Source organism: Robinsoniella sp. RHS (assembly GCF_001029355.1).
Lineage (GTDB): Bacteria > Bacillota > Clostridia > Lachnospirales > Lachnospiraceae > Robinsoniella > Robinsoniella peoriensis.
Genome location: NZ_JNGB01000010.1, coordinates 1 through 17,748, shown reverse-complemented (window position 1 = coordinate 17,748; position 17,748 = coordinate 1). Strand labels below are relative to the sequence as shown.

The window sequence follows — 17,748 nt, the reverse complement described above, 5'->3', positions numbered from 1 at the left end:
GACATTCCTTAATCTTCCCAAAAATCCTCTATTTCTCTGAGTATTTCATCGGTAGGGATAAGTGTTGCTTCAATAATGGTTTTACACGTCTTTTCTAAATAATGCTTAATCATATAATACCCACATGCATAGCCGGCACAAAAGGGCAGACCCACAGGAAAATAACCCTGCATTTTTGCAATTTCATCCCCATAGAGATATGATGTTAAGTTATCCATTCCTTTCACGTCCAGGGCATCTCGGATGAGTGGTTTTATATAGTTGTCCAGAGTGTCCATATCTATTTTACTGACCCAGGGCCCCAGTTTTTCTTCTCCGTAGATGAAGGTGGCATAGTTTTCAGCCAAACCCTCCGTGACCATCATACCTGCCAGGGATATATCATCATGCCATTTCTCAAATTGAAACCGCACATTATGGTTGCACTCATGAGCGAGGGCAGCCGGTATACGCCCAATGGTGTATTCGTTTGGTGTAATTGCACCAAAAATGTATCCAGGTATGCCGCCGTCGCCGGAATAGCCATCGCTAAGTATGGTATATGGACTCTGGGGATCTGCAAGCAGAATAGTATATAAATATTTCTGAACCGGTAATTCAATACCGGCATGTTCAAACCGGCCAAGTGCGTCTTCTATGGAGTGCTGGCAGCTTTTCCAAAATGCGTCATCAGACAGCAGCTGAACGCTTTCTTCCTGGCTCTTATCTATTTCTGAAGGATTCAGATATCCTAACATATTACTTGCCATAATTACGTCATAACCATTTTCCTGCTTCGCCTTGAGCGGTACGCAGTAACAAGCCCATTTTTTCTCAAAGGGTTTCATCATTTCATAACGATATATGTCGTTCTTTTTTTCCATAGGGACAGATATCATTTTCTTGTAAATTACATCTGATCGTATATTCTTGATTTCCATATTATTGCTCCTTTTCTATCTGATCTATAGTTATCATACAAGTTGACGCGACGAGAAGGTCAATAGTTTTTTGTGTATTTTTGTAAGTACATAATATCGTTGCTAATGGTATTGATAAATGGTAGAATATACCTATAATTTTGAAGTTATGGAGGCGATGGGTTGAAGATAAAGAATAGTAAATTTGATATTGCTATAAATATGTTGTGTCTTATTATGATAATAGGGACAGCCATATATCTGATAGTGAATTGGACGAATATACCAGAAAATGTACCTATGCATCATAACTTTTCTGGAGAGGTTGATATCTTACAATGAAAACAGAATTAGTGATTGAATTACCATCACTGTTTCTGCCGGCTTTCATACTAATATTATTTGGAGATATGCTTTTTTGGATTCTCAAGTTAGTAAAGGTAAATCAGAAATTGAAAAATTGACAACTGTAACTTAAATTCGCACGTACCATGAATCAATCAAATTTATTATGAATAGCATGATCAGATTTAAAATGAGTAAGGTATGCATATAGACTTTCCTCCGTATTTTATTTTTGCAGATATTTTTCTATCCAGCCTTGTTCATATACACGATGACCTAATAATGTAATTGCCTGTTTTGGACAATGATTAATGCAGCGATAGCACATAGTACACTGATCTCCCGATTTGGCAATGCCATTTTCCATAACGATGTTTTTCATAGGGCATAACTTAACACATTTACCGCATCCGATACATTTTTTGGAATGTATGGTTAGCTTGTCTGTATATCGTTTTGTTTTATTGTAAAAATACAGCCTTTGACCAAACAACCCGGCAAGATGGCTGAAAGCACCTAATCCCTCTTGCGGAGGTTTGCCCATCTGTAATTTTTGTACTGCCTTCTTTATTTTTTCTTCTGATTCTGTGACAAGCTGTCTGTTCTTTTCTAATGTAGTTTTCAGAACTTTTTCATCACTGATACTGTCTGGCATTTTTAAGTGTAAACCGCCGGTTACCGCTGCACCAAAAGTTTCCAGCAGTCTTGCCAATACACCTGCTCCGTCTCCACTGAACATTCTCATGGTTGTCAGAATGAAAACTTTTTTTCCCTGCCATAGCTCCTGATTTTGGATCATAAAATCGCGCAGTATTTTTGGCATGCTGCTGTATTGTGTGGGATATCCAAATACAATCTCTGTTTCACTGCGGATTAGTTCTGGCAGCCGAATGTCTTCAATCGAATAAACGATTGCTTCAGGGTCATATGCTTTTGTAAATTTTTCTACGCAATGTCTGGTATTGCCTGTGCCGCTAAAATAGATTCCGATCATGATAAGATTCACCGCCTTTAACACGCTTTGTGGTGTTTTTATTTCTTAAAGTATAATGAAGAATAAACCGTTCGTCAATAGCCGTGGTAAGAAGTGCAGCACAAAAGATAAGAGTGGCATGGAAAAGGATGTTTATATTGCAAATATGAAATGATTGTTTTATAGTAAATTTATATGAACATGCAGAGATGGAAAGCATCCGGAACGTTACAATGGAGACTGTGGACTAACCGGGGAGTCTGTTTCTGAGCGGACCGAAAGGATTAAAAATTATGAAGATACTGGTTGTGGAAGATGATTTTATTGTACGAAAAGGCATTATTCTTTCCCTGGATTGGGAAAAGGAAGGATTTCAGATCTGCGGTGAGGCAGCTAATGGAGTCAGCGGGTTTGAGTTAGTAAAAGAATTACAGCCGGAAATTATTTTGACGGATATTCGGATGCCGAGAGAAGATGGGCTGTCCTTATCCAAGAGAATCCGCAGTGCTTACCCGTGGATGAAAATTGTAATTCTAAGTGGTTATGATGATTTCTCTTATGCGAAACAGGCATTGCAGATTGGAGTTTTTGAATATCTACTGAAACCAATTGACGCCGATGAATTGCTGGAGACAGTTGTAAAATTAAAAAAAGAAATAGAAAAAGAAAAGGCGCGTCAGGAACGGGAAATTTTTCAGCAGACTTTTGTGGAAGAAAATTACGATTATGTGCGCAGCAGGCTGCTGAATGCTTTGATCAGTGAGAAATTGACGGATCAGGCGAGAAGGGAAGAGGTGACAGGGCAGCTTTCAAAGCTGGGCCTTGAGTTTGCAGGTCCCTGTTATCGGGTTTTACTGATTTCGGTGGATGATTTTTTCCTTTTGACACAGCATTCTGTGGAGGAAAGGCGCTGCCTGGAAGAATCCATAGAGGAGTCCATAAGAAATATATTGGGACTGTCGTCTCAGGAGACGGTGTTCCGGGACAATGGCACGCATTTTGTGGTGATCCTGATGGAGCAGGGACAGGAAGAAAAGGCGGACAGAGAAGCTTTGAGCAGGCTTTATCAGCAAATAAAGGGTGAGTTGGGATTCTATATTACGGTATCTCTGGGAGATCGTAAAGATAAGATAGAAGAGATAAGGCAATCTTACCGGGAGGCACTGCAGGCGCTGCGGTGCAGACCTTATATGCCGGGAGAGTATATGATTCACTATCATGAGAGTATGGGAAAAGAGAGGAAAACTTATCTGAATATCCAGAAGAAAGAAAATGAACTGGTACAGGCGATGCTTCAGTATGATGGGGACAGAATGCTTGAGATTGTTCAGAACATTTTTGAAGAAGCCTATCAGAAACAAACAGAATTTGAAAAGGTGAAAACAGCATGTGTGCGTATCTGGATGATTGTGGCTTCTAATTTAGAAGAGATGTCCATCAATCCTTTGGAAGTGACGGGGGAGAGCAGGGACTGCTTAAGGGAGATGGAAGGCATCGGAAGCTTTTCGGCTTTAAAGCGGTATATATTGAATCTATGCCGGGAAACTGTACAGGTGTTAAATTCTACAGAAGGTGCGAAATATAATTTGATTATACAGAAATCTATGCAGTACATAGCTAAACATTATATGGACGAAATCCGCATCAGCCAGATCGTAGCGGAACTTTATATCACGCCAAATCACTTCAGCCAGGTATTTAAATCCCAGACCGGAATGAATTTCAGCGATTATCTGAACCAGTTCCGGATCGATATGGCAAAAGAGCTGCTAAAAAATCTGGATTTAAAAATATATCAGGTTTCGGAAAAGTCAGGCTACCAGAATTACAAATATTTCAACCTGGTATTTAAGAAGTATACCGGATACTCACCAAAAGAATATAGAAATCACATTGACTTGCGAGAGGATGGAAAAATAACTTGAAGAAGATAAAATCCAGGTTTGTAAGCTTGAATATTAAGGTGTTTTTACTGGCAATTGCCATGTCAATGATTCCAATGGCCATCATAGGAACACTTTTATATCAAAAGGCATTGGAAATTGTGAGGGAGAAGCAGGAGGCGGCCTCTCTCTATATACTCAATAATATCTCTGAAAATATAACATATGTGACGGATTATGCCCACAGCCTGTCTCTTTTTATCATTCAAAATCAAGACGTACGTGCCACCTTGCTGGCTGAATCCATGACAGAACAGGAGCGGGTACGCCACCAGAACCAGGTGGCAAAAAGCCTGATGTTTTATACCGGACAGAATCATTTTGTGAAATCTATTTTTATACAGGGGAAGAATGGTCTGATCTTAAGTGCCGGAGGGCTTACTTCCTATGATCTGGGAGAAGAACAAGAGAAGCAGCTTGAAGCGATGAAAGGGAAAATTCTATGGACGGGAACCGGGGAAAGGGATCAAAATGGGAATGCAGAATACCTGACTTTGTTGAGGAGCATCCAAAATACAGAGAATTTGAAAGAAACACTGGGAACACAGTGGATTAATATTCCTGTCTCAAAAACGGAGAAACAGTTTCAGGAGTATATAGACACGTATCCTGGTTATATTGCATTGGTTGATTCCCAGGGGGAAATATTACTAAATGCAGGGGAAACAGAGATGGTGGAATCTGACATAAAGGATGTGCGCAGTGCTAAAAAGATGCCCTTTATTAACAGTGGAAAGAATACTTTAGTTTATGGAATTGATATATCGGATACCGGATGGACCCTTATGAGTGGTATTGATATTACTAAATTATTGGCAGAAAACCGTAAGATACGCAGTCTTTTACTGTTGGGAATTGCAGTCAGTACGATGTTATGTTTCTGGATTACGTTTATTTTTGCAAGAAGTATTTTAAGGCCGCTGAGGCTGCTGACGAATAAGATTGTGGAAGTAAAGGAAGATAATTACAACGTTCAGCTGGAATTTGAGAGCAATGACGAGATTGGGATTTTGAGCAGGCAGTTCAATGCAATGACAAAACGCATGAATGAACTGGTCAATGAAGTGCTGACAGGAAAAGTGCTGCAGACCGAGGCTGAGTTAAATGCACTGCAGGCACAGGTAGATCCTCATTTTCTATATAATAATCTGGATACGGCATATTGGATGAGCAGGCTGGAAAAAGCGGAGAAGACAGGAAAAGTGGTACTGGCTATTGCAGATTTATACCGACTGACCCTGAATTCGGGACACCGGCTTATTTCTGTGGAAACAGAAGTGCGCTATATGGAAAATTACATTGTCATTCAGGAACTGCGCGTGTCAGACCAGATCCAATTCCATATTGAGATCCAGGAGGGAGTGAAAAAATGGGCGACTATGAGGTTTGTAATACAGCCGCTGGTGGAAAATGCCATCCAGCATGGAGTTCTGCCCACCGGAAGAGAGGGCAATATCTATATCCGGATTTACCAGCGGGATGACAGGCTTTACTTTGAAGTAGAGGATGACGGTGAAACGGCAGATATGGAAGAAATGAAGAAGATGCTGGCGGATATCAAGAGTGAAGAAAAGAAGGGCATGGCTATCCGCAGTATTGCCCAGAGGATTAAACTGCAGTTTGGGGAGAATTATGGGCTATTCTTTCAGGAGGCGCCGTGTGGAGGGACAATAGCCAGGGTGATACAGCCGTTAGTGGAGTATGAGGAGTAGAGGGAGAATTCCGGAAATGTTGCGAACTTTCTGTAAGCTAAATCTTTAATAATTTGAATTTTTGTATACCGTCAGCCGATTGGCTGACGGTATTTTAATATGTACCCGGCACGGGCACAATTCTGATGGGGTATAGGAACCCCTATCTGGTTTCCTGTTTCTTTTTATATATTGAATATATAAGTAAAAATAAGTACATACCTAAAAACATATGAATCAATGTTGGCGAGCCTGTACTTCCATTGAATGTAACGATAAGGGTGTATAAATTAATTTCCTGTAACAAGGACACTATAAAAGCAATCAGGAATCCCACAACTAAATGACTTGCTTTTGAAATATACTGAAAGAACAATAAAGCTAACAATAATCCTAATATAATCCCGCTAATGCTATTCGCCAAATATCTTGGATAGGGATTATAGGTCATTTGGGCTAATCGATCCAGTTTATCCAATATAAAAATAGGAATAAGCCCAGAAAATATTATTGGAAATAAAACAGTTATGATATTGAGAAATACATATTTTTTCTTCATAGACTCAACCTCCCGTCGCTTACTCATAATAAACTTTATTTTCAGAATCCAATGGATTCACCTCTTTCTTTTTCCTATATATAGTAAATATTATCACTTTAAAATTTACTTGTCAATCTTAATGAGTATGACATGATACTTTTCTGACAATTGAGCTACCCACGGTTAAAAAATTTGTAAACCTGATCATATCTTTTTGCTTAATTGAAAAAGTGATTGTATAATATAGACAAAGGAATAGAAAAATAGGTATTTTATGTGCTTTAAACGTATAAAAGAATAGAATATTGGATGTTTTCATAGATTATATGGTTTTTTGGAGTGGGTTTCATTCGTTATACTAAGGATGTAAAAAACAAACAGAAAAGGATAAGGAGAGGTATTATGGAGAGAAGAAAAAGAATCTTAGCGGTTGTATTGGCAGCGACGTTGCTTGGTGGAACTTTAGCGGGATGCGGAGGCCAGGGAGGCGATACATCTAAGGATACTGGAAGTACCCAGGGAACTCAGGAAAGCAAAGGTGAAACAGGGGGCTCTTCTTCGGGAGAAAAGGTATCACTGACCATCATGCATATGGGGACGGAAGAAGGCATCAAAAACGGGGATATTGAATCAATTATGATGCATCAGGTTGTAGAAAATTTTAAGGCAAAATATCCGGATGTGGACTTGAAAGAGGAAATTGTAGGGCAGGAAGCGGGATATGAGACGAAAATCAAAACACTGGCAGCCGCCAATGAAATTCCCGATTTAGCTATGCTGCTGCCTTCCATGATGAGTTCTTTCTATGAAAATGGACAGATCTTGGATTTGGCACCGATTTTAAAAGAAGAGTCGGAATGGGCAGATACTTTTGCAGACGGTATGTTTGGAGATTATACTTTTGGAGAACAGATTTTGGGAGTTCCAAGGTGCAGTATCGCAAATCATGTTATTTATTATAATACAGAAATTTTTAAAGAGTGCGGGATGGATAGTTTCCCGGCAGATGAAGTGGAATTTAAAGATGCTGTTCAGAAGTTAAAGGAGAAAGGATATATTCCGCTGGCTACTGGAAATAAAGGAAAATATGCAATTGCTTCCCAGGTAATGCCTGGTATTCTGATGAAATTCAATGAAAGTGACTGGTATGACAAAGTAAAAAATTATGATGGTGCTTCTTTTGAGGATCCCGATTCAGTAGCAGCGATTAAATATATGGAAGAGCTGATGCAGATGGGTCTGTTTAATGAAAATGTAAACAGTCTGGACCCAAATCAGGCAAGACAGCTGTATTATGACAAGAAAGCAGCCATGTACATAGAAGGATCCTGGTCCGTATCCAATTTAATCAGTGAAGCGCCTCAGGAAATACTGGATACTACCGATATGACAATCTTCCCGACGGTAAAAGGGAAAGAAGACCTGAAAAACCAGATCGTCGGAGGTCAGGGCTGGGGAATCAGCATCAGTGCCAATGTTACGGATGCACAGAAGGCAGCAGCAATTAATTTCTTGAAAGAAATGTCCGCGCCGGAAATCCAGACGCTTCTGATTGAAGGCGGTTCTTTAGCAACAGCTAAGAATATTGATTATGATGAAAGTAAATTGAATCCGTTTTTTGCAGAATTTCTGGAAATGTATAATTCACACGACAAAATTGTGGGATGCCCGGAAGTTCAGTTATCAACGGCATATATGGATGCCAGTTATGTAGGGTACCAGGAAATGTCCATTGGAGCAATCAATGCAGAAGAACTGGCTGCAAAATTACAGGAAGCTCATGAAAGTGCGAAAAAATAGTTGGAGGTGGCAATGTGAAAAAAAGAAAATATAGGAATCCGTTGATGCCCTCAGGCATAAAGTTAGCGGCTTACTTAAGCATTCCGGTCGGCGTCTATATTTTTATCATCATTATTCCTACTCTGTTCGCATTTGGTTATAGCTTTTTTGAATGGTCAGGAGGTCCGGCAAAGAAATTTATTGGTTTTGAAAATTATATTGCGCTATTTAAAGATGATACATTCTGGCTGTCTTTCCGAAATACGATTTTATTTACATTTCTTATGGTGATTGGACAGGTAGGAATTGCGTTTCTCTTTACCCTGTTCTTTACCATGAAGTGGGTTAAATTTGTAGAATTACACCGCAGAGTTATGTATTTTCCAAGTATTATTGCGGCGGTTGTCATTGGTCTTATGTGGCAGCTGATTTACAACAACGATTTTGGTATTCTGAATCATATATTAAGGTCTATTGGGTTGGAACAGTGGATTAAACCCTGGCTGGATGATCCTAAGATCGCCATGTTCTCTGTAGCAGTACCGGTAATCTGGCAGTTTATCGGATATTATCTGGTACTGCTTATGGGAGCAGTTGCTACTATTCCAAAGGATATTATGGAAGTGGCTGAGATAGACGGGGCAACCGGATTCAAAAAAAGTATCTATATTACTATCCCATTGATATGGGATACACTGAAAATCTGTCTGATGATTTGTTTTGCCGGATCTTTCAAGGCATTTGACCATATTATGGTAATGACAGGAGGAGGACCTGGAAGAGCCACCAGTGTATTGTCGCTGTATAATTACAATACCTCTTTTGTGCAGATGAAAATGGGATATGCAAGTGCGATGGCAGTGGTCATTCTGGTGGTTTCCATGGGATTAACGATAGGAATACAGCGGCTAATGGAGGGAAAATCATATGAACATTAAAAATATTCCCGTAAAAATATTGAAACTGATCGTCAATATCATATTCATGCTGTTTTCAGTTTCCTGCATTTTTCCGATTTTGTGGATGATTAATTCAGCATTAAAGACCAGCAATGAATTTATGCAGGACAGCATCAGCCTGACCCGCAGTCTGTATGTACAGAACTTTATCGATGCCATACAATCCAGCGGGTTTCTGAATTGCTTTATGAATTCCGCCATATTAGGAGTGATAAATGTAGTTTTAACAGTGGTATGTGCGCTGGTAACCGGGTATTTCATATCCAGATATAATTTCCGCTTTAAAAAGGCAATTTACCTGTTGTTTGTTTCTGGAATGGTAATTCCTATGCTGTCGCTGCTGATCCCGGTGTTCTTACAGTTTAAAACGCTGGGTATGCTGGACAAGCCCTGGACGCTGACCCTGCCTTACCTGGCGTTTTCCATGCCCTTCGCAGTTATGCTGACAGAAAATTATATCAAGTCGATTCCCGTAGAACTGGATGAAGCAGCTTATATGGAGGGATGCAGCACGTTTCACCTGCTGAGCCGTATTGTTTTCCCCATGTGCTCTCCGACAGTTGCCATACTGATTATTACTTCTTTTATGAATGCATGGAATGAATTTCCCTTTGCGCTGGTTTTATTGAATAATGAAAAATTAAGAACAATATCAATTGGAATTCGTATGTTTAACTCAGAACATAATATTAATTACCCGCTTTATATGGCAGCGCTGCTGGTTTCCATTCTGCCGATATTGATTATATATCTGATTTTTTCTAAGCAGATTATGAAAGGTATGACGGTAGGAGCAGTGAAAGGTTGAGTTTAAAAAAATTATGAAATAACAGGAGGTTTTTATGTGGTTTGAAGGTAATTACAGAAGGATTTTTTTAGATATGCATATTGATGACTGGAATGATGAATTTATGTCCAATGTGGACCCGAAAGGGTTAGTAGAACTGCTGAAAAATGCAGGCGCACAGCAGATTGTAGTAAAATGCAGGCCGCATACGGGGCTGGCACATTACCCCACCAAAATCGGGAGGATGCACAAAGGGCTAAGAGGCAGAGATTATGTAGGAGAGATGATTGAATTATGCCATAGCCGCAACATTGCCGTAAAAGCATATTTTTCTCAAATTTTTGATAATTGGGCATATGAAAATCACCCGGAATGGCGTATGATAAATGGATACGGTAAAACATCCAGAGAAGAAGCAGATCCGGCAAGTGATTTCATGAGCAGAAAAGGCAGATATGGTATTGTATGCCCCAATAATGAGGAATACAGAGCTTATGTGAAAGCTTGTCTGACTGAAATGACGGAAATGTATGATTTTGAGACAATTTTTCTGGATATGCCGTTTTTCCCGGAAGTATGTTACTGCCCAAGCTGCCGCAGGAAATATTTTGAGCAGACGGGAAGAGAAATGCCCAGAGTAATTGACTGGGGTGATCCGGCATTCCGGGAGTGGCAGAGTATCCGTGAAGAGTGGATGGGTGATTTTGCAGCATTTTCAACGAATGTTATTAAATCTTTCAAACCGCAGGTTACTATCGAACACAATCTGTCCATGATGGCTGATCCATGGGAATATGCCCACACCGATCTGGTGGCAGAGGCAAGTGATTATGTAGGTGGTGACTTATACGGAGGATTTATGCAGCAGACGTATATGTGTAAATATTACCGCAATCTGAGCAAAGCTCTTCCGTTTGTATTTATTTCTTCCAGATGTGATCCGGGACTGAGCTATCATACTACCACAAAGACGGAAGAAGAGTTTATGCTGCATACCATCATAGCACTGGCACATAATGGGGCATTTTCCATCTGTGATGGTGCGAACCCCGACGGAACACTGTGTGAGGAAGTCTATACCGGTCCGGTTAAGAATGTATTTGATGAAAGCCGCCACTATGAAAAATATGTGAGCGGTGATATGCTTACCAATATCAGTGTATGGTTCCCAAGCAGGTCAAAATGCAGCTGGAGTGATAACGGTAATCCGGTAACAGGAGAAAAATGCAATAAAAGTTTTATGGATACCCATATCAACATGGGCAGGATCCTGCGGGAAGAAAATCTTCCGTTTGACGTTATCCCCAGCAAAAAGTTAAAGGGGCTGGAAAGCGATGCCCTTGTAATCTGTGATGCGGCAGTCATCCATGATGAGGAAATGGAGGATATCGAAGAGTATGTGCGCGGAGGCGGAAACATTTATCTCAGCGGGCATGTGGGACATGAGCGTTTACTGGAGCTTCTGGAAGCAGAATATCAGGGACTGACGGAACACAACGTTACATATATGAGTTCTACGGAAGCAGGAAAGGAATATTTTGGAGAATTTGCAAAGAAATCTCCAATGAATGTACAGAGTAAAATGGAAATTCTGGATTTCAAAGGAGATTATGAGACACTGGCTACGCTGACTCTGCCTTATACCATGACCGGTAAATGTGAATTTTCATCCATTCACTCCAACCCTCCGGGAATCTATACCGACAGGCCTGTGGCAGTGAGGAAAAAAGTTGGAGAGGGACAAATTCTCTGGTTTGCCGCTCCAATCGAGAATTCCAGACCATACATGAGCCGCCGCGCAGTTGGCAGGATCTTAAAGAGTCTGTGCAAAGACCTGGAATTTGAGTCTAACGCACCATCCTTTGTAGAAATACTGGGGTGGAAGAAAGATAATAAGCGCTATTATGCAGCGATTAATGAGCAGGAAACTTCCCCGGTAGCACCGATGTTTCATATTGAAATTAAGATACCGGGAGAGATCAGCAAAGCAACAATTGCAGAAAAGAATACCGAACTTAAAATCACCAGAGAGGATGGCAGAACGACCATTTATCTGCCGGAGCTGAAATTGTTTTCGGTGATAGAAATTGAAGAGTAATGACAATGAGAAAATGTTATTACTAAATTAAAAGAGTAAAGGAAGCCATTGCAGATCAGGTGATGGGTTTCTTTACTTTATGTGGCATTGGCAAAAACTTATAAATATGAGGAGGAAATATATGGATTTCAGAGAAGAACGATTGGGGAAATTACTGGAAGATTTGAATGTCATGCGGTATTGCAATACGGTGCTGCTGGAGAATTTTGATGTGGATAAGAAATGGGAAGATGGTGTTCATTCTGTTCTTCGGCATAAAATTATTCTGCCGGCTTGTTTTGAGGGAAAATATGTGGAGTTTTGTCTCTCTACCGGAAGAGAAGGAGAATGGGATGCCGTAAATCCCCAGTTTCAGTTATTTGTTAATCAGAAACGGATTCAGGGGATGGATGTGAACCACAGAACGGCAGTTTTAACGGAAAATGGACGGAAAGAGGAAGTGTTTGATCTGGAATTAAGAAGCTATACGAAATACCAGAACAGGCCAATATTACTTCGTGGAGAAATCCGTGAGGTGGATAAAGAAGTTGAAGAACTGTACTATGACCTGCGGGTTGCATATCAGGTGGCGTGCCTTCTGGAAAAAGACGAGGAAAACTATCGGAAGCTTATCGCTGCCCTGGAATCAGCATGTGGGCATCTGGATCTCAGAAAACCCCATTCTTCGGATTTTCACAAAGGTATTAAAGCAGCTAAAGCCTGCATTATGGAGGAACTGTATCACAGCTGTAACGGTGGGGTAAGCCCGGTGGTTCATTGTGTCGGACATACCCATATCGATATTGCCTGGCTCTGGACGCTGGATGTGACCCGGGATAAGGCAGTCAGAAGTTTCTCTACGGTACTGGAACTGATGGACCGGTATCCTGAATATATATTTATGTCCAGCCAGCCTCAGCTTTATCAGTATGTAAAGGAAGATGCTCCCGATGTATATGAAAAAATCTGCCAAAGAGTGGCAGAGGGCAGATGGGAAGTAGAAGGCGGAATGTTTGTAGAACCAGACTGTAATATACCTAACGGAGAATCCCTTGTACGGCAGTGTCTGTACGGCATTCGCTTTTTTGAAAAAGAGTTCGGAAAGAAAAATCATATACTGTGGCTGCCGGATGTATTCGGATACTCCGCCTCCTTACCGCAGATCATGAGAAAGTGCGGACTGGATTATTTTATGACTACGAAAATAAGCTGGAATGAGACGAACCAGATTCCTTACGATACGTTTTACTGGGAAGGGATTGACGGAACGAAGGTGCTGACACATTTTATCTGTGCCAGGGACTATTCTTCGCCTACCCGCAGTGTGAGAACAAATAATGAACATTACTCTGCCTTTACAACAAATTATAACGGCTATGTTACACCTGCCCAGATAAAGGGAGCATGGCAGAGGTATCAGCAAAAGGAGCTGAACAGCCAGATACTGCTGTCTTATGGATACGGGGATGGAGGCGGCGGGCCTACGCAGGAAATGCTGGAAACCCAGAGAAGGCTTGCTCTTGGAATTCCCGGATGCCCCAGAACCAGACAGTCCTCCGCAATAGAGTTCTTCCGGGAGCTGGAGCAGGAAGTAAAAGGGAAAAAGAGGATGCCCCAGTGGTATGGCGAACTGTACCTGGAATACCACAGAGGTGTCTATACTTCCATGGGAAGAAATAAAAGGTCTAACCGGAAATCAGAATTTCTGCTGGGCAGAAGTGAGTTATGGTCTGTTATGGCAAATACACTGCTTTCCATTCCAAATGACAGGGAAACGCTCCTTGAATGCTGGGAAATTCTAATGAGGAATCAATTTCACGATATTCTCCCCGGTTCTTCCGTTGCGGAAGTATATGAGGATTCCAGGCGGGAATATGAAATCCTCGGTGATAAACTCCTGGCCCTGGAAGAAAAACTGCTTCAGACAATGACAGATCAGATTGCAGGAGACAGGGGAATCGTCGCTGTGTTTAATCCGAATAGTTTTCAAAATACAGACATTCTGGAGATACCGGAACCGGTAAGCCGGAAAGTAAGCAGTTTTAAGACTGGCGGTACCGTGTCTGTCATCCAGGAAAACAGTGACGGTTCCAGGATATTCCTGGCAGCGGATGTACCTGCGAAGGGGTACTGTGTGTTTGAACCGGTTGATGAAGAGATGGCAGAAGATAAAAAGTCGTCGCAGGTATTGAAACAAGATATTACGGAGCAAAATGCGGCACAGGCAAATCTATTTACAGAGTTCGCCCTGGTAAATGGTGAAGTGGAAACAAAGTGGTATCACCTTTGCTTCAATGATAAAGGGCAGTTTACCTCTATTTATGACAAAGAAGAAGGGCGGGAATTATTGCAGATAGGACACCGGGCAAATGTACTTATGGCATATGAGGACAAACCCCATGATTTTGACGGTTGGAATATCTATGACTACTATCAGGAGAGAAGCTGGGAAGTGGATCATTTGATCCGTATGGAAGTCAGTGAAAAAGGTCCCCTGCGATATGCGATTGAACTGGAATGGAAGTATCAGGATTCTGTTATTGAACAGACGATTTACCTGTATTCCCACACAAAGAGAATTGATATGAAGACCAGAGTGGACTGGAAGGAGAGCCAGACCTTGCTGAAAGCACTGTTCCCTGTAGAAATACACAGCAAAGAAGGAACCTTTGAAATCCAGTATGGAAATATAAAACGGGATCTGGTAAAAAATACTTCCTGGGATCAGGCAAGATTTGAAGTCTGCTATCAGAAATGGATGGATATTTCGGAAGACGGATACGGTATCGGCTTCTTGAATGATTGTAAATACGGAGTCCATGTACAGGATGGAACGGTAGGATTTACCCTGATTAAATCCGGTATATATCCCAATCCACAGGCCGATCAGGAAGAGCACTTATTTACATATTCCCTATATCCTCATCAAGATGGCTGGCGTCAGGGAAATGTACCCAGACAGGCATATCAGCTGAACCAGCCCATGACCGCAAATGTAAAGAAGCTGGAAGGCGGAAACCTGGCGAAGGAGTACAGCACTGTGTCCGTATCAGCAGAAAATGTCATAGTAGAAGTCGTAAAACCTGCACAAGACAGTGATGATGTGGTAGTCCGCATGTATGAATGCTACAATCGGAGAACAAAAGTGACAGTGGAATTTCCACAGGAAATGCGTGAGATTTACAGATGCAATCTGCTTGAGGAAGAAGAAAGACTGGAAGCTGTAAATGAAAAGAGCTTTCAGATAGAGATTGCGCCTTATGAGATTTTGACGTTTAAAGTTAAGAGGTAGAAATGTTTGAATATATTTCTCCGTAGCTGAACGTTCTAGTACTACAGAGAACAATTTTATCTTAAATTGGGGTTTAGCTGAGGAAGGGGACGGACCATGGCAGGCGTTTGGAAGGCTTACCGCAGAACTGGCATTTTCTAACCTTCCCAGAGCGCTTTTTGGCGGCACGCGGGCATTCGCTCCGAAATCCTGATGCATTTCGCAGCTCACTGCCCGCTTAGTATCCGATGGGAGCCAGTCGAATACTATCCGCCAAAAAACACTCCGGCAAGGTAAGTAAATGCTCAGATCTGCTATACGCCTTCCAAACGCCTGCCATGGTCCGCCCCCTTCTCTTTCCGGGATGCAGTTTATTGATACAAAGCTGGTTTTCTCGAGGGCTAACTTGAAAAAGTAAATTCCAGTGCAGAAGTAAATTCCACACCTATTTAAAAGTTACTGATTTTCTTGGAGTTTTATAGGCCGAAAACGCATATTTCTGTTATAATAAGAGCAACTTCTTAGAAAAAAGTTGATTTCAGGACATGAAAAACAGACCACTGGAAGGTAGTGTGCTAGACTAAATTCCACCGGTCACATTGAAAAAATGTGAAAGTTTAATTTCTAGTCCGACAGCAGATTTCTAGGTGGTTGTTAACGGTTAATGCGAATCAGCTTAGGTGTTAGATTGACCTGATCAGGCTCAATGCGCTTAAGCTGAAATGCGTTTAAGGCTTCTTCTCCAAGTGTCTCTACTGCAGCATCATAGGGTGTTCTGCCGTTCAGACTTTCTCGTGGAGTCGAGTTGATGTGATTCACAATCAGATTTACATCCCACTGAGTCAGAAATTCAAAACTGGTCCCTTTGGGGAGCACCATGCGAAGCATCGTGTGTGCCTGTTCCAGTCCACCCTTCTGTCCACTACGCATGGGATCACAATAGTAGATGCTGGCTCGCTGGAAATCGTCTATTCCTGTTTCCAGAGCGACAGGATCTCCGAACTCTGAGCCCCTGTCGGTCAAGATATGCTCGAAGACAGAGAAAAATTCATAAGTTCCCATCCGCTTTTCTAAGCGGTCGAAGATGATCCGCACAGCCCCTTTTGTGCAACGATTCAGGAGAAAGGCAAGAAAGAGCTTGTCCTTGGTAAAGAAGAAGGTCAACAGGGTCTTGCTGGATTCTCTGGACGAGTGAACCGTATCCATTTCAACAAAAGAGGATAATTGCAGCCCGCAAAAGTCGCTGTATAATCTGTTTTCAAATACAGTTCTGTTAGTGATCTGTGTTTTGTGGCATTTCCGAGGTTTAAACCCCGGCTTACGTTTCAAATCAATATTTCTGGCTGTAAACAGACCCTGATCAAGATAGGTATATAAGGATCGGACAGACATATCCAGTTCGGGATGGTTCGTAATGATCTGGTAGGGGGATTGTCCCTGTTCGATTAAGGGAGATATAATTCTATCCTTTTTGTGCATTTCATGTTTTGTCATGTTCACACCAGATCTGGAGCGGGAAAGTTTTTCCCTGTATTTTCTATCAGCAAAACGTGCATCGTATCTATATTTATGGGCTATCGTGCAATGATTGATCCTCTTTGTGCAGCCATAGGGAGCTTTATCTAATCGTTTGCACTGTTCCTTTACAAAATCGCTGCATGTCTGATTGCAGGTAGGACAGGAGGTACATTTTACACCACAAAGGATGATCTTGCCGCAGGCATTCGTTTTTTTACAATGGAAACGTTTCACACAAAAGTTACGGGCATTATAGAAGGTGCCTTTGTGATACCAGTCTGATAGACGGTGAGCCTTTACTTCTTTGGAAATGGTCGTTGGATCCTTGCAAAGAAAGCGGGCAATGTTCTTAAATGATTCCCCTTTGTTCAGTTCATTTTCGATATAAATGCGGTCTTCAAGGGAAAGGTGCTTCTGGTTTCCTGGAATATATTTACTCATAGATATCCTTCTTTCTACTGCTGTCAGAAAGAAAGATAACCATATCATTTATATATGAAAGAGTAAACCTTTACTGTGCAGGAGTAAATTCCACCCACAAATGTGGGGATGGAATTTAAAATTTCATTTTAGGGGTTTTCTCGAGGCCACTGAAAAAGTAGATATTACCGTCTATTTTTGATATAATGTATGTATCAAATAAAGGCGGTGTTTTTATGGTAGATCAACAACAAAAATTAGTATTAAGTTCCTACATGAAAATATATGAATTGGTGGTTCCCAGGAATAATCTTCTCCGACAGATAAAAGAACTCGTAAACTTCGGATTTATTTATGAAGAGTTAATTGATAAATATTGTCTTGATAACGGACGTAATGCAGTTCCACCTATCCGCATGTTTAAATATCTGCTGTTAAAAGCAATTTATGATCTATCGGATGTTGATGTCGTAGAGCGTTCCAGGTATGATATGTCTTTTAAATACTTTCTGGATATGGTGCCGGAGGAGGAGGTTATTAATCCC

13 protein-coding genes are annotated in these 17,748 nt (G+C 41.2%); 9 read left to right on the top strand and 4 right to left on the bottom strand.

Annotation, left to right across the window (positions count from 1 at the left end; genetic code table 11):
- Positions 1 to 8: 8 nt before the first annotated feature.
- Positions 9 to 920 carry a DUF2268 domain-containing protein gene (locus RHS_RS05325; protein ID WP_047832543.1) on the bottom strand — a complete coding sequence of 304 codons (912 nt, stop codon included), beginning with the start codon at positions 918 to 920 and terminating at the stop codon, positions 9 to 11.
- Positions 921 to 1,121: 201 nt separating this feature from the next.
- Between RHS_RS05325 and RHS_RS30215 the strand changes: the two genes are divergently transcribed.
- Entirely contained in the window at positions 1,122 to 1,241 is a 120-nt protein-coding gene (locus RHS_RS30215; RefSeq protein ID WP_395021440.1) for a DUF1648 domain-containing protein, read from the top strand.
- 229 nt (positions 1,242 to 1,470) lie between these two features.
- On the opposite strand, the gene RHS_RS05320 is transcribed toward RHS_RS30215, so the two are convergent.
- On the bottom strand, positions 1,471 to 2,238 hold the full coding sequence (locus RHS_RS05320) for an EFR1 family ferrodoxin (protein ID WP_027292586.1): 768 nt from the start codon (positions 2,236 to 2,238) through the stop codon (positions 1,471 to 1,473).
- Between the two features lie 272 nt (positions 2,239 to 2,510).
- Between RHS_RS05320 and RHS_RS30210 the strand changes: the two genes are divergently transcribed.
- Both RHS_RS30210 and RHS_RS30205 read left to right on the top strand, forming a co-directional pair.
- Complete coding sequence (locus RHS_RS30210; protein ID WP_395021411.1) at positions 2,511 to 4,142, top strand: response regulator; 1,632 nt, start codon at positions 2,511 to 2,513, stop codon at positions 4,140 to 4,142.
- The gene (locus RHS_RS30205; RefSeq protein WP_052377662.1) at positions 4,139 to 5,872 is read left to right on the top strand and encodes a sensor histidine kinase; all 1,734 of its coding nucleotides are present in this window, start codon (positions 4,139 to 4,141) and stop codon (positions 5,870 to 5,872) included. Before RHS_RS30210 ends, RHS_RS30205 begins: the two co-directional genes overlap by 4 nt.
- 142 nt (positions 5,873 to 6,014) lie before the next feature.
- Here the strand turns inward: RHS_RS30205 and RHS_RS05305 are convergent, their stop codons facing one another.
- A complete protein-coding gene (locus RHS_RS05305; RefSeq protein WP_027292588.1) occupies positions 6,015 to 6,410 on the bottom strand; it encodes a hypothetical protein in 396 nt (131 codons plus the stop codon).
- Positions 6,411 to 6,794: 384 nt separating this feature from the next.
- Between RHS_RS05305 and RHS_RS05300 the strand changes: the two genes are divergently transcribed.
- The 5 genes from RHS_RS05300 to RHS_RS05280 all read left to right on the top strand — a co-directional run bounded on the left by RHS_RS05300 (position 6,795) and on the right by RHS_RS05280 (position 15,286).
- A complete protein-coding gene (locus tag RHS_RS05300; protein ID WP_047832542.1) occupies positions 6,795 to 8,192 on the top strand; it encodes an ABC transporter substrate-binding protein in 1,398 nt (465 codons plus the stop codon).
- A gap of 14 nt (positions 8,193 to 8,206) precedes the next feature.
- On the top strand, positions 8,207 to 9,109 hold the full coding sequence (locus RHS_RS05295; protein WP_242849038.1) for a carbohydrate ABC transporter permease: 903 nt from the start codon (positions 8,207 to 8,209) through the stop codon (positions 9,107 to 9,109).
- Positions 9,099 to 9,938, top strand: coding sequence for a carbohydrate ABC transporter permease (locus tag RHS_RS05290; RefSeq protein WP_027292591.1), 840 nt, complete (start codon positions 9,099 to 9,101; stop codon positions 9,936 to 9,938). Before RHS_RS05295 ends, RHS_RS05290 begins: the two co-directional genes overlap by 11 nt.
- A gap of 34 nt (positions 9,939 to 9,972) precedes the next feature.
- Positions 9,973 to 12,015, top strand: coding sequence for an alpha-amylase family protein (locus tag RHS_RS05285; protein WP_047832541.1), 2,043 nt, complete (start codon positions 9,973 to 9,975; stop codon positions 12,013 to 12,015).
- A gap of 121 nt (positions 12,016 to 12,136) precedes the next feature.
- Positions 12,137 to 15,286: a glycoside hydrolase family 38 C-terminal domain-containing protein gene (locus RHS_RS05280; protein WP_047832540.1), complete on the top strand. Its 3,150-nt coding sequence runs from the start codon at positions 12,137 to 12,139 to the stop codon at positions 15,284 to 15,286.
- Between the two features lie 633 nt (positions 15,287 to 15,919).
- On the opposite strand, the gene RHS_RS05275 is transcribed toward RHS_RS05280, so the two are convergent.
- Positions 15,920 to 17,224, bottom strand: coding sequence for an IS30 family transposase (locus RHS_RS05275; protein ID WP_047832539.1), 1,305 nt, complete (start codon positions 17,222 to 17,224; stop codon positions 15,920 to 15,922).
- 215 nt (positions 17,225 to 17,439) lie between these two features.
- On the opposite strand from RHS_RS05275, the gene RHS_RS05270 reads away from it, so the two are divergent.
- On the top strand, positions 17,440 to 17,748 hold a 309-nt coding region (locus tag RHS_RS05270), incomplete at its 3' end, for a transposase (RefSeq protein WP_047832538.1).

Bases quoted from the DNA above. Each gene is read 5' to 3' on its own strand.
- RHS_RS05325 (WP_047832543.1), bottom strand. From the start codon at position 920: ATGGAAATCAAGAATATACGATCAGATGTAATTTACAAGAAAATGATA.
- RHS_RS30215 (WP_395021440.1), top strand. From the start codon at position 1,122: ATGTTGTGTCTTATTATGATAATAGGGACAGCCATATATCTGATAGTG.
- RHS_RS05320 (WP_027292586.1), bottom strand. From the start codon at position 2,238: ATGATCGGAATCTATTTTAGCGGCACAGGCAATACCAGACATTGCGTA.
- RHS_RS30210 (WP_395021411.1), top strand. From the start codon at position 2,511: ATGAAGATACTGGTTGTGGAAGATGATTTTATTGTACGAAAAGGCATT.
- RHS_RS05305 (WP_027292588.1), bottom strand. From the start codon at position 6,410: ATGAAGAAAAAATATGTATTTCTCAATATCATAACTGTTTTATTTCCA.
- RHS_RS05300 (WP_047832542.1), top strand. From the start codon at position 6,795: ATGGAGAGAAGAAAAAGAATCTTAGCGGTTGTATTGGCAGCGACGTTG.
- RHS_RS05290 (WP_027292591.1), top strand. From the start codon at position 9,099: ATGAACATTAAAAATATTCCCGTAAAAATATTGAAACTGATCGTCAAT.
- RHS_RS05285 (WP_047832541.1), top strand. From the start codon at position 9,973: ATGTGGTTTGAAGGTAATTACAGAAGGATTTTTTTAGATATGCATATT.
- RHS_RS05280 (WP_047832540.1), top strand. From the start codon at position 12,137: ATGGATTTCAGAGAAGAACGATTGGGGAAATTACTGGAAGATTTGAAT.
- RHS_RS05275 (WP_047832539.1), bottom strand. From the start codon at position 17,224: ATGAGTAAATATATTCCAGGAAACCAGAAGCACCTTTCCCTTGAAGAC.